The 12,648-nt window shown below is 43.6% G+C and carries 15 protein-coding genes and 1 pseudogene; all 16 read right to left on the bottom strand.

Features of this window, described 5'->3' with window-relative positions:
• Positions 1 to 55: 55 nt before the first annotated feature.
• The 16 genes and pseudogenes from ACVC7T_RS01600 to ACVC7T_RS01525 all read right to left on the bottom strand — a co-directional run bounded on the left by ACVC7T_RS01600 (position 56) and on the right by ACVC7T_RS01525 (position 12,621).
• Positions 56 to 319: a type II toxin-antitoxin system RelE family toxin gene (locus ACVC7T_RS01600; RefSeq protein ID WP_394731922.1), complete on the bottom strand. Its 264-nt coding sequence runs from the start codon at positions 317 to 319 to the stop codon at positions 56 to 58.
• Complete coding sequence (relB, locus tag ACVC7T_RS01595; RefSeq protein WP_105111980.1) at positions 316 to 531, bottom strand: type II toxin-antitoxin system RelB family antitoxin; 216 nt, start codon at positions 529 to 531, stop codon at positions 316 to 318. The genes ACVC7T_RS01600 and relB overlap by 4 nt, the downstream gene beginning before the upstream one ends.
• 74 nt (positions 532 to 605) lie before the next feature.
• Entirely contained in the window at positions 606 to 860 is a 255-nt protein-coding gene (locus ACVC7T_RS01590) for a hypothetical protein (protein ID WP_193433871.1), read from the bottom strand.
• Positions 861 to 895: 35 nt separating this feature from the next.
• Positions 896 to 1,582: pseudogene (locus tag ACVC7T_RS01585) on the bottom strand (IS30 family transposase); the annotation flags it as partial.
• Between the two features lie 235 nt (positions 1,583 to 1,817).
• A complete protein-coding gene (locus ACVC7T_RS01580) occupies positions 1,818 to 2,840 on the bottom strand; it encodes a branched-chain amino acid aminotransferase (RefSeq protein WP_447262349.1) in 1,023 nt (340 codons plus the stop codon).
• Between the two features lie 227 nt (positions 2,841 to 3,067).
• A complete protein-coding gene (gene trmD, locus ACVC7T_RS01575; protein WP_394731939.1) occupies positions 3,068 to 3,796 on the bottom strand; it encodes a tRNA (guanosine(37)-N1)-methyltransferase TrmD in 729 nt (242 codons plus the stop codon).
• On the bottom strand, positions 3,786 to 4,304 hold the full coding sequence (rimM, locus tag ACVC7T_RS01570; protein WP_394731924.1) for a ribosome maturation factor RimM: 519 nt from the start codon (positions 4,302 to 4,304) through the stop codon (positions 3,786 to 3,788). Before rimM ends, trmD begins: the two co-directional genes overlap by 11 nt.
• A 540-nt stretch (positions 4,305 to 4,844) precedes the next feature.
• Complete coding sequence (locus tag ACVC7T_RS01565) at positions 4,845 to 6,614, bottom strand: ABC transporter ATP-binding protein (protein ID WP_105111984.1); 1,770 nt, start codon at positions 6,612 to 6,614, stop codon at positions 4,845 to 4,847.
• Positions 6,615 to 6,623: 9 nt separating this feature from the next.
• Positions 6,624 to 8,363: an ABC transporter ATP-binding protein gene (locus ACVC7T_RS01560; RefSeq protein WP_172059238.1), complete on the bottom strand. Its 1,740-nt coding sequence runs from the start codon at positions 8,361 to 8,363 to the stop codon at positions 6,624 to 6,626.
• Positions 8,364 to 8,422: 59 nt separating this feature from the next.
• Positions 8,423 to 8,665 carry a KH domain-containing protein gene (locus tag ACVC7T_RS01555; RefSeq protein WP_105111986.1) on the bottom strand — a complete coding sequence of 81 codons (243 nt, stop codon included), beginning with the start codon at positions 8,663 to 8,665 and terminating at the stop codon, positions 8,423 to 8,425.
• A 21-nt stretch (positions 8,666 to 8,686) separates the two neighbouring features.
• The gene (gene rpsP / locus ACVC7T_RS01550) at positions 8,687 to 8,959 is read right to left on the bottom strand and encodes a 30S ribosomal protein S16 (RefSeq protein WP_105111987.1); all 273 of its coding nucleotides are present in this window, start codon (positions 8,957 to 8,959) and stop codon (positions 8,687 to 8,689) included.
• Positions 8,960 to 9,094: 135 nt separating this feature from the next.
• Positions 9,095 to 9,391: a DUF4298 domain-containing protein gene (locus ACVC7T_RS01545; protein WP_105123269.1), complete on the bottom strand. Its 297-nt coding sequence runs from the start codon at positions 9,389 to 9,391 to the stop codon at positions 9,095 to 9,097.
• A gap of 12 nt (positions 9,392 to 9,403) precedes the next feature.
• Entirely contained in the window at positions 9,404 to 10,051 is a 648-nt protein-coding gene (gene pcp / locus ACVC7T_RS01540) for a pyroglutamyl-peptidase I (RefSeq protein WP_447262348.1), read from the bottom strand.
• 7 nt (positions 10,052 to 10,058) lie between these two features.
• Positions 10,059 to 10,814 (bottom strand): class I SAM-dependent methyltransferase, encoded by a 756-nt coding sequence (locus tag ACVC7T_RS01535; protein WP_105111989.1) that lies wholly within the window; start codon positions 10,812 to 10,814, stop codon positions 10,059 to 10,061.
• 148 nt (positions 10,815 to 10,962) lie between these two features.
• Positions 10,963 to 11,958 (bottom strand): YhdH/YhfP family quinone oxidoreductase, encoded by a 996-nt coding sequence (locus ACVC7T_RS01530; RefSeq protein ID WP_447262347.1) that lies wholly within the window; start codon positions 11,956 to 11,958, stop codon positions 10,963 to 10,965.
• A gap of 324 nt (positions 11,959 to 12,282) precedes the next feature.
• On the bottom strand, positions 12,283 to 12,621 hold the full coding sequence (locus ACVC7T_RS01525; protein ID WP_105111991.1) for an ATP cone domain-containing protein: 339 nt from the start codon (positions 12,619 to 12,621) through the stop codon (positions 12,283 to 12,285).
• Positions 12,622 to 12,648: the final 27 nt, after the last annotated feature.

Genomic DNA, 12,648 nt, shown 5'->3' with positions numbered 1-12,648 from the left:
ATTTGTTTTGGCTTGATTGGTTTGAAGTCAAGAAAAATATCCTTTGACTCGGATGCTAATAACTATCTCTGCGGTGACCGATGGCGAACACTTCAATGACAATTTCATTATCGTAAATATTTGCCAAAATCCGATAATTTCCTACACGATAACTCCATTCTCCTGACCGATTAGCTGTCAATCCCTTGCCATGCAGACGTGGGTTGTCGGTATGTGCAATGTTATTATCAATCCAAGTCAAGATTGATTTTCGAGTAAAAGCATCTAATTTCTTCAGTTGTTTTACGGCCCTTGAAGTATAGGTTAACTTATAGGTCATAGCCCAAACTCCGCCATTAACTCCTCATGCGAAATGCGAACTCCGTCATCCTCTGCCATAGCCTGACGAAGAACAGCCAAATCATATTCATCCTCTATCCTCTCCAACATAGCCTGACGTGCAAACTCTGAAATCGTTAGCCCATGCAACTGGATATAGTTCTTAATCAGTTTAGAATCCTCATCGTTAATCCGTAACGTCATAGTAGTCATCACCCGACCTCCTTTATAATACATTGTATTCAAAATAGGATAGAAAGTCAAGAAAAGCATGGCCCTGAGATATTTCATCTATAAAAAGAGTAACCGTTCTTAGCTTGTGGGCCACCCAAAATCATTGAAATCTGTCTCCCAGTGGTACCTACGCCGTTAAAGGCAATAATCTTAGCAGGGGCTTCTGTATTTCTATACGTATCCAAATGCAGGCGATGCCCCTTATAGTCCCACCATTCTTCCGCTGGCTGATAGGTATCTGTAAACTGGTAATCTGCTGGTAACTTCTTCATGATTTCTTTCAAAGTTGTTTGCGTTTGGTATGTCATACTATTTTCCCCTTTTTCGTTTTTTTTCTAAATTGTCAAATTAAGCTAGACTTTTTCAATAAACTCAGAAAAACTTGGTAGGGTGTTTGATAATTCAAAGACTTTATAGGAATCTTATTCCTCTTATCAGCTATAGCTGATAAAGCTTGCTAAAAAATATAGGCAAAATCCTTCTGGTTAGGCAATCCGTTTCGTCTTAGTAAACCATTCGAGTGTTCATTGAGACCTTGTTGCCCAGGACAACCTGGATCGGCAAAGAAAATATCGATGTCATGTGCATTCGAAATAGACTTCCAATTGGAAAACTCTTTCCCACAATCAAAAGTAATTGACTTAAAGAGATGACTGGGAACTTGAGAAAGCCATTGATTGATGGCAACCTCGATATCACTTGCTTTTCGTCCCTTAGTTTTCAGTGTAATGATAGCTTTTGAGAGGCGTTCTACTAAGGTAATGACCGCACTTTTGTGTTTCTCGCCAACAATGGTATCTCCTTCTAAGTGTCCGAACTCTGTATGAAAATCAGGATAGAGTTCAGCTCTTTCACGTAAATCTCTGCGAAAGGCTTGTTTTCCTCTTTTTTCGCTATGACCATTTGGTTTTCGTTTTCCTTTCCAAGAGAGGTCTTCCTTCTTGAAAACACCACGGTCTGCTAGCCGATAGTGAGTTCTCATAGAACAAGAAATCCTATCTGGATAAGTTCCTTTAATGACATCCTTTGTAATAAGCCTCTATCATTACGAGTTCATTTGTGGTTCATGAGTATAGGTCATTTATGTTAGTTCCTTTCAGACAAATGTGATAGTTTATCTGAGCCTAACATAGATGTCTTTTTCTGTCTTGCTTAATTTTACAAATTGGGAAGCATAAACACTTTAAAAAAAAAAGCATTTTGGTGCCTAAAAAAACAAAATACCCTACCTCTGCACATGAACATGCAAAAATAGAGTATTATTTTTATTCCACTTCAACAATCCAGCCTGCAGGTGCTTCAACGTTACCGAATTGGATTCCTGTTAATTCTTCATAGAGCTTACGAGTAACAGGTCCTACCTCAGTCTCACTGTAGAAGACATGGAATTTATCGCCATGCTGCACTCCGCCGATTGGAGAGATAACGGCTGCTGTTCCGCAGGCTCCTGCTTCGACAAACTGGTCTAATTCTTCGACAAGGACTTCACGCTCCACAGCCTTCATACCCAGACGATGCTCTGCCAAGTACAAAAGAGAATACTTGGTAATAGAGGGCAAAATTGACGGTGAAATTGGCGTAACAAACTCGTTATCAGCTGTAATCCCAAAAAAGTTTGCTGAGCCGACTTCTTCAATCTTGGTGTGGGTAGCTGGGTCCAGATAAATCACATCTGAGAAGCCCTGCTTTTTAGCATATTGGCCAGGCAGGAGGGAAGCTGCATAGTTACCACCAACCTTGGCTGCACCTGTACCATTTGGTGCCGCGCGGTCGTACTTGTCCTGAATGAGGAAGTTGGTCGGCGCCAATCCACCCTTGAAGTAAGCACCAACTGGCATCGCAAATACAGTGAAGATATACTCATCAGCTGACTTAACACCGATGACATCCCCCACACCGATAAGGAGAGGTCGAAGGTAGAGGGTACCTCCCGTGCCGTAAGGTGGCACATAGTCGGCATTGGCTTTTACGACCTGCTTACAAGCCTCGACAAAGAGTTCCGTTGGTACGGGTTCCATGAGAAGGCGGTCAGCAGTGCGTTGCAAACGCTCCGCATTTTGGTCGGGACGGAAGAGCTGGAGCTTTCCTTCCTTGGTGCGATAAGCTTTTAGCCCTTCAAAAGCTTGTTGGCCGTAATGGAGGGCTGGAGAACTTTCTGAAATGTGCAAATTTGCATCTTCTGTCAACTCTCCCTTGCTCCATTGGCCATCTTTGAAATGCGCAATAAAACGGTAGGGTAATTTCATATAGGAAAAGCCTAGATTTTCCCAATCAAGATTTACAGTCATAGTGTTCACTCCTTGTTAGAAGCTGGATTTACAGCTCAACGCCTCTAACGAAGGTTGGTTTTCTGCCACTCAGCCTTCGTTTTCTTGAGACACGGTCAAAGTTCCAGCAAAATTACTGGATACAGCTCCTTATTTTTTACTATTCTACTACTTTTGATGATGAATTTCAAGAAAAATTCAGAAAATTTTGTCAATCTAATAAAAAAGAAAAGGAACAAGGATTGTCCCTAATCTTCTGGTGATACTTCTGCTTTGATTTTCTGGAAAATATCTTCCTCTTCTGCCGTCATGTCATATTTCTCTAACAAGTCAGGACGACGCTCATAAGTCTTGCGTAGGCTTTGCTCCAAGCGCCATTTCCGGATATTTTCATGGTGACCACTCATAAGCACATCTGGGACGACCATGCCACGGTATTCATAAGGGCGCGTGTACTGGGGGTATTCCAACAAACCAGATGAAAAACTGTCATCCGTGTGGCTAGCTTCCTTGCCAATCACCTCTGGAATCAAGCGCACCGTCGCATCAATCATGGTCATGGCAGCCAGCTCGCCACCAGTCAATACATAATCACCAAGAGAAATCTCGTCTGTCACCAAGGTCTTAATCCGCTCATCGTAGCCTTCATAGTGACCACAGATGAAAATCAACTGCTCCTCCTGAGCCAATTCCTCAGCGTAAGCTTGATTAAAAGTCCGACCGGCTGGGTCCAGCAAAATCACGCGCGGATTGGTTTGGTGAATGGCATCCATAGTGTCAAAAATCGGTTGAGCCCGCAAGAGCATACCTTGACCACCACCGTAGGGCTCATCATCCACATGGCGTGACTTCTCTGCCTTTTCACGGAAATTATGATAATTGATTTCAAGCAACCCCTTGTCCCGCGCCTTGCCGACAATAGAATGTTCCAAGGGCGCAAACATTTCTGGAAAGAGAGTCAAAATATCAATCTTCATCATCCAGCCCCTCGAGCAATTCTACATCGACGCGCTTGTTTTCAATGTCAATATTAAGAACAACTGGCGGAATATAGGGCAAAAGCAAATCTTTCTTGCCTTTTCGTTTGACCACCCAAACATCATTGGCACCCGGTTGCAGGATTTCCTTGATTTGTCCGATGAACTGGTCATTTTCATAGACATCCAGCCCGATGATTTCATGGTAGTAAAACTCACCTTCCTCCAAGTCTGTCAGATTTTCCTCCGCAATCTTGAGGCTAAAGCCCTTGTATTTCTCAATGTCGTTGATATGATAGAGCCCTTTGAACTTGATAATATCGAAGTTCTTGGCCTTGCGGTGGGAGGCAATTTCCACTTCCATGACAAACTGATCCTTGTCATCAAAAAGCGCCAAGACTGCGCCTTTTTTAAAACGTTCCTCAGCGAAGTCCGTCACAGACAGGACACGCATTTCTCCTTGCAAGCCTTGGGTATTGACAATTTTTCCTACGTTAAAATAATTCATGTGTTCTCCGTTTGTTTTTCTATTCATCTATTTTAACATGAGAGCAGAGATTTCTCAAGGGATTGAAAAAGCCGGCTAGCGCCGACTTATCTTGGGAGAATCTCCTTGATATCTTTCTTGGTTTTGACCGTTTTTTCATAGGGCAATTCCAGATAGGTTGCTCCTTTGGATTTGTGAGGTAGGCGTTCTTTCCGCTGGGCAAAAATTCTAAAAAGTAGAACTTATCTACCTGCGGGGGCGTCCTGCTTGCTAGGATTATCAAAGAAATAGGGGCGAATATATGTCACATCTGAATGAAGACGCGCAGCGTCCTTTCCTTCTAGAACAGCAATTTGCTGAAAGTCTGCGTTTTAGATAACAATTCTGTCCGCCTCCGGAAGGTCGATGCTTGTCTTTCGAAAGCCTAGATAGACAGCTAGGATGATGAGCGATAGGATTGTTAAAACCAGTTGAGATTTTTTCATGTACTCATACTCCCTGTTATTTCAAGTATTAGCATAACAAATCTAGCCAATTTCGGAAAATATCACTGTGAAAACCTTACTGACTGCTGCTAAACTGGCTTTGATAGAGATTATAGTAGAATCCTTCCTGGGCTAGCAGGCTTTCATGATTGCCCTGTTCAATGATTTGGCCGTCTTTGAGGACCAGAATCTTATCCGCCTCTTGAATGGTTGACAGACGATGGGCGATGACAAAGCTGGTTCTGCCCTGCATGAGCCGTTTCATAGCCTTCTGAATCAGCAATTCCAAGCGGGTATCAACGGATGAGGTCGCCTCATCAAGAATGAGAATGGAGGGATCAGCTAGCAAGGCACGCGCAATGGTCAAAAGCTGTTTTTGCCCCTGCGAAATATTGCTGGATTCCTGGTTCATCTCCATATTGTAACCACCAGGTAGGGTACGGATAAAGTGGTCCACATTGGCAATCTTGGCTGCCTCAACAATTTCCTCATCAGTGGCATCCAGGCGACCAAAACGAAGGTTTTCCTTGATAGTTCCTTCATAAAGCCAGGCATCCTGCAGAACCATACCAAATTGACTACGGTAGGACTGGCGTGATAATTGACGAATATCGTGACCGTCGACCTTAATGGCTCCAGATGTTACATCGTAAAATCGCATCAGCAGGTTAATGAGTGTAGTTTTTCCGGCACCCGTTGGTCCAACGATGGCCACCATTTCACCTGGCTTGACTTCCAGATTGAAATTGCGAATGAGAGGCTTGTCCTCAGAATAGCCAAATTCAACATTTTCAAAGCTGACTTGGCCGGTCAGATTGTCTGTCAAGGCTTGCTCATTGGCGTTGACCTCATCCACCTCATCTAGGACTGAAAAAATGCGCTCCAGGGAAGATTTAGCAGACTGCAACTGGGGAGCTAGCTGGGTAAGGGTTTGCACCGGCTGAGAAATTTGGAAGACATATTGGACGAAGGCCTGCAAATTACCAACTGTCAGACGCCCCGCCAAAACCTGGAGACCAGCCAAGAGGGCAATGATAACATAGGTCAGGTTTGACAAGCCCTGAACCACCGGCATCATCATGCCAGAGGTAAAGCTAGCCTTGAAACCAACCTCCTGCAGGTCCGTTGTAATTTGGCGAAATTCAAGTTTAGACTGCTCTTCCCGTCCGTAGAGTTTCAAAACATGGAAACCGGTCAGATTTTCCTGAATAAAGCCGTTGAGGCGACCCAGGATAGCAGCCTGTTCCTTGAAATAAGGCTGGGAGCGCTTGATGATATAGCTGGAACTAAAGTAAGTCAGGGGTACCAAGAGCAGAACGACCAAGGCCAGGGAAACATTGAGGTAGAAGGTCATGCCAATCGCAAAGGTCAAAATCAAGGCCGCATTGACAATTTGCAGGAAACTCTGCTGTAGGGCATTGGAAACCGTCTCAACGTCATTGGTAAAGCGGCCCAGGAGGTCACCATACTGCTCCTTGTCAAAATAGGAAACCGGGATTCGATTGATTTTTTGGCTCAAGTCCTGGCGCATATCACGGACAGCATGTTGAACACCCTTGGTCATGAAATAGTTAGAAAAATAAGCTCCAACTTCGTACATGAGGGCACGGAAGGCGTAAATTGCTAGGAGGGTTGCGACATAAGGCACGTTGATACCGGCTCCTTCAACACCCTTGGCCATATCCAATAAGTTTGCTGTTAGCTCGGTGATAACCATACCCAGCACCAGGGGCTCTAAGGTATTCATAATGGCACTGAGAATCTTCATAAGGATGGCAATAAAGATAGAGCTTTTGTAGGTCCGCAAATAGGTCCAAACACGCTTAAAAACATTTGTATTCTTCATATCACCCTCCTATTCTTCTTCTGTCAAGGACTGACGATTGAGTTGAGAATTGGCAATTTCACGGTAGAATTCATTGCTTTCCATTAACTCATCGTGCTTACCACGTCCGACAATTTCCCCTTCGTTGAGGACAATAATCTGGTCCGCATCCATAATGGTTCCCACACGCTGGGCAACGATAAGGACAGTCGCATTTTCCGTCACTTCCTTGAGGCGCTTGCGTAAAATCGCATCTGTCCGATAGTCTAAGGCAGAGAAGGAATCATCAAAGATATAGATTTCTGGTTCCTTGACAATGGCACGCGCGATAGACAGTCGCTGTTTTTGCCCGCCAGACAGATTGCTACCGCCTTCTGCCAAATGGGTCTCAAACCGGTCTTCCTTGCTTTCGATAAAATCCTTGGCCTGAGCCACATCAGCCGCCGCATCCAGCTCCATCATGCTGGCATCCAGCTTTCCATACTTGAGGTTTTCGGCGATTGTTCCGGTAAATAGCAGAGCTTTCTGCGGAATAAAGCCAATCTTGCTGCGGAGGGCTTTCAGATTGTAGCGTCTGACATCCACACCATCTACCAAGATCCGGCCCAGGGTCACATCGAAAAATCGTGGAATGAGCTGGACCAAAGTAGACTTACCAGAACCCGTTGAGCCAATAAAGGCAATGGTCTGACCAGGTTCTGCCTTAAAGGAGATATTGTGGAGAACAGGCGACTCGGTCTCACCTGGATAGGCAAAGGTCACATTGTCAAATTCCAGGTAACCGCGGGTTTCTGTCTCTGTAATCCCGTCTTCATTTTTAGAAATCGAAATCGGCATGTCCAGAACTTCCTGAATCCGCTTGGCTGAAACTGCCGTCCGGGGATACATGGTAAAGAGATTGGCAAAAAGCAAGAAGGAGAAAAGGGCATGAAAACCATACTCAATAAAGGCAACTAGGTCACCGATTTGCAAGCTACCTTCTCTGAGCGGAGCAAGGGCAAACCAGACAATGGCCACAATCATGGCAATAATGATTTGTACAAAAAGTGGCTCCGTCAAACCTGTCAAGATGAAGAGTTTCTTAGAAATGCCGGTGTAATCCTCATTGACCTGCTCAAATCGTTCTTCTTGAAATTCTTCGCGCGCAAAAGCCCGGATGACCCGCAACCCCATGAGATTTTCACGGACGTACTGGTTAATCGTGTCCAACTTTTGCTGCTGCATTTCAGACAAAGGACGGGTCTTGATGGCCACATAATAGACGACCCAGACCAAGAAAGGCATAGCCACTGCTACTGTCCAAGCCAGTCCAGGACTGGTCACCAGGGTCATGATGACCGAGGCAATCATCATCATAGGCGTGATAACACCCAGTCGCAGAACCTGCTCCGCAAACTGCATGAGGACAAAGGCATCATTGGTAATCCGTGTTACAAGAGAAGAAACACCAATCTGCTCGTATTCATGATGGGAATAATCTTGGATTTTTTCATACAAATCATTGCGGATATCCTTGACAATATTGGTCGTCAACTGTCCAGCAGCATAGGCCAAAAGGACACGACCGACAATGCCCAACACAACGATTATCAACATCATCCAAGCCCAGAAATAGACTTGGTCAGGATTATTTTGCGTGAGCCCCTGGTCAATCATCCGAGCCAAGAAGGTTGGCAAACCAAGGTTGACCGCTACGAACAAAATTCCGGCAAACAGATCTAATATCAACCATTTTGGATAGTGTTTCAGATAGTTCCAAATAAGTTTCATAATTCCCTTTCTAGTTTTTTATCTTGAAGTAAGTAAAAAGCCACCAAATGGTGACCCTCTTATTCTTTCTCGTCAATCACTAAACGAACTTTTTTACCACTTGTTGGGACAGAATAGACAATCGTACGAATTGCAGAAATCGTGCGTCCTTTTCTACCGATAACACGGCCAATATCCGATTGATCCAAATCCAAATGATATTCCAAAAATTCAGGTGTATCAACGATTTTAATCGTCAAGCTGTCAGGCTGTGAAATCAAGGGTTTCACAATCGCAATAATGAGATTTTCAATCATGTCCATAAGTAGTCTCGCTTACTGTTCTTATTTAGAGAATTTTGATTCGTGGAATTTCTTCATAACGCCAGCGTTAGAAAGAAGGGCACGAACTGTGTCAGATGGTTGTGCACCTTTTGCCAACCACTCAAGTACACGCTCTTCTTTAAGAGTTACTGAGTTTTCAGCCAAAAGTGGGTTGTAAGTACCAACTGTTTCGATGAAACGACCATCGCGTGGAGCGCGTGAGTCTGCAACGTTAATACGGTAGAAAGGTTTCTTTTTAGAACCCATACGAGTCAAACGGATTTTTACTGCCATTTTAAAATGTTCTCTTTTCTTTAATTTTTTATTCGGTGAAATAGCAGAGCTATTTAGCACATGTTCTATTATAACACATTCTAAGCAGGTGTCAAGAAAAAAACTTGACACTTTTTAAAAATTTTATTGCCATTTTTATTGCTCAAGCAGATCTGCTAGTTCTCTCAGTTGACTTGCTAAATTCGAGCGGTCAAAAAGCAAATTATAGACTCCATCTTCACTCAATACACCGCAAGGAATACCATCAAAATAACCATTATTGGATAAATCAAGATCTTCCATATAGGTCTGGCTCTGATAATAATCTAGCAACCGTAAATAACTTGATTGTGCCTGATTGAGTTGGGTAACACTATCAGCAAGGGACTTGTTCATCTCCAGATGCATATTAAATATTTTTTCCATCTCCTCGACACGTTTCCTAGCTTCCATACAATCCCCCCATCAATGTGTTGCACCTCCAACGTTCTTCACATCCTCTTTGTCTTTATATGCAACTATTGCTCCAATGGCTGCTTCAACTCCTCTAACAATATCGGCTAGAGACATAGAGGCAAAGCCTGGTTTGTCAAGAACCTGTTCCGGTAGAAACGGAATATGAAGAAAACCAGCCTTAGTCTTTGGAAATTGTTTATCAGCTAAGTAAAGAGCTTGGTACATGAGATGGTTGCAGACAAAGGTCCCTGCGGTATTAGAAACAGAGGCTGGAAAACCTGCTGCACGAATGGCTTCAACCATTGCTTTGATGGGTAAGGTTGAAAAATAAGCAGGTTGCCCATCTTCACGAATCATAGTGTCAATTGGTTGTTGTCCCAAATTATCTGGAATGCGTGCATCGTCTTGATTAATGGCAACACGCTCAGGTGTTAATTCCGTCCTTCCACCAGCCTGTCCAATACATAGCACAATATCTGGTGCATACTTAGCCATGGCTTCTTCAAGAACACTTGCAGCTTGATAAAAAACAGTTGGAATCTCCTCAAGAAGAATCTCTGCGCCTGCAATCTGCTTTGGTAATGATTTAATGACCTCCAGTGCTGGATTGATAGACTCACCTCCAAATGGGTCAAAACCAGTTACTAATATTTTCATTCTGTTCTCACTCCTTCAAACGAATTTCTCCATAATGAAATTTTTGATTGGGTCTTACATGACGTTTAAAGCCAAATCGCTCAAAGACCGCATCACGAAAATGAGCTTTCAAGATAATCTTTTCCTTGGCCACCCGCTTGGCCTGAGCCAACAATTCCCCTGACAAGGGGGCAGCATTTGCTAGCCCTGCTAATCCGGACAAATTCTGCGATTCCTTAATCTCCTTAGAAAACATAGGATCAAAATAAATCACATCAACCGACTTATCTGCCTGATTTTTCAAATAGGGCAAACTGTCTGTCCAGATGGCCTCAATGGACCGCATGGCCTGGTTGATATTTTCCTTGCCACTGTCGAAGGTTTGCAGACCACGGCTCACTAAAAAATGCGTCAACTGCGAACTCTCCAATGCCCTCACCTGGTGTCCTCTGCTTGCCATGACAATACTGTCTGAAGCCAGACCCATGGTACAATCTAAAATAGTCTTTGGCTTGTCGCCAATCAATTCTAGGAGAGGGTCACGTCCAGCTTTGATACGAAGCATAGCAGTATCTGGGTGAAAAAAGAGGGATTGCCCACCCACTTGTTCCAAAACCAGCCGGTCTTTGTAAACTACCAAAACCCGGTCCACATCCGTAAAAAAACGGCTCAAGGCTTGCTTATTACGCGGCAGATAAATAGCAGGTAGTTCTTTGGCAATGGACTCTGCAAGAGAGACTAGCTGACTATCCATCCTCAAACTCGTTGTCACAATCAGATTCATACTTATCATTATACCAAAGAAACGACTAAAGTAATCCCTAGCCGTTTCATACTATTCAAAATTATCTTATCGTTTGTAGGTGCTTTGGTGTGCAACAGACTTCCGCCGCTGATAGATCTTATTGTTCATCAAATCTCAACAGTCCAGTTTATCCAATTTTGACAATGGTTCTACCCAAATGCCGCCCTTCTTTCAAAAGAGTCATGGTCTCAGGCAGTTCTTCCAAGCTGATTTCATCATAAGCCAGCTGGTCTACAATCTTCCATTCCTTGGCGAATTTTTCCCAGACTGCTGTCCGTTTTTCATGGCTAATTTGGACAGAATCAATTCCCAAAGCCTGTACACCACGGAGAATAAATGGCAGAACATTGGTCAACATCTTGACACCTCCGGCATTTCCACAAAGCGAAACAGCACCGTCATAGTCAATCTGTGGAATCAGATGAGCGACCACATCACCACCTACTGTATCCAGCACATAATTGTAAATCCCTTTGAGCAGGAGTGGATTCTCCTTGATAAAGACTTGCTCTGGCTTGATAATCTTGTTAGCACCCAGCCGGCAAACTAGCTCATCCTGATTGTCCTTTCGGGTTAGAGCGCTAATGTGCTCATAGCCCTGAGATTTGAGAATGGCAAGCCCAACCGAACCTACGCCACCACTAGCGCCTGTCACGAGAATCTGTGGTTGCTTGTCCACTGTCATCCCAGCTTTCTCAAGCGCCAGGACAGACAAACCAGCTGTGAGTCCCGCCGTGCCAAGGATCATGGCATCTTTCATTGTCAACCCTTCTGGCAATGGCACAACCCAATCTTTTGGAACGCGGGCATATTCAGAGAATCCGCCTGTATGGGACATGCCCATTTCATAGCCGGTCACCAGCACTTCCTGACCAAGAGTAAATTCATCTGTCTCCGAAGAAACTACAGTACCAGCCAAGTCTATACCTGGAATCATGGGATAATTCCGGATGACACCGGAATTTTTCTGCACAGCCAGCATGTCCTTGTAGTTGACCGAACTGTAGGCAACTTTGATAAGGACTTGACCTTCATGCAAATCATCCACTGTAATGGTTTTTGGAGCAAATACAATCTCGTCGCCTGCTTGCTCAACAACCATAGCCTTAAATTCTCTATTCATTTGATAACCTCCGATTTTGATATAGGATAGAGTCAGCTTCCCAACCTCTCTACCTTACCTCCTCTCAGTTTTCTATCTGTTATTATAATAAAACATTTCGGAGAATTCGTCCAGCTAAAACCGATTTAAAAATAAAATTTTAGGCTGGATTTTCAAAAAAGATAAGAGGAAATAAAAAATCCCTAAGGCACGAACTTAGGGAATGACTAGTTATAACATCCAGATTATCAAAAAGGATGGATTTCATTTATTCTAGCCTATTATGTCATAAATTACCAATAGTTTTTAGCTATATGAACTTATAGTTAAAAACTATAACTGCTTTTAACGTACTTGCTCAAATCGCAAATGAACGACAATCTTATCCGCGTAGCCATTGCGTTCCAAATCACGCTGCAGGCGATAAGAAATATAATGCTCTGCGATTGAGATATAGCCGGCATCCAGCAAACGGTGCTCCACCTGGGATTGTACCATGCTGATGGTTGGGCGTTCTGTATGAGCCTCTTCCAAGTCAAGTACGACCTTCTTAGTCACCTGGGCAAGGTTTTTCCGCCAGGTATCATCAATCACATAAACTGTCTGCGCAGCCTTTAAAATGGCTTGATAAATCTTTTCTGGGTCAAATTCAACAATCTCTCCACTACGTTTAATGACTTGCATATTAAGCTCCTTTCTGGTTTTCAGTAA

This window comes from Streptococcus sp. P25B114 (assembly GCF_053010325.1).
Note: the sequence above shows the minus strand (reverse complement) of the source record. Positions and strands in the feature narration are given on the sequence as shown.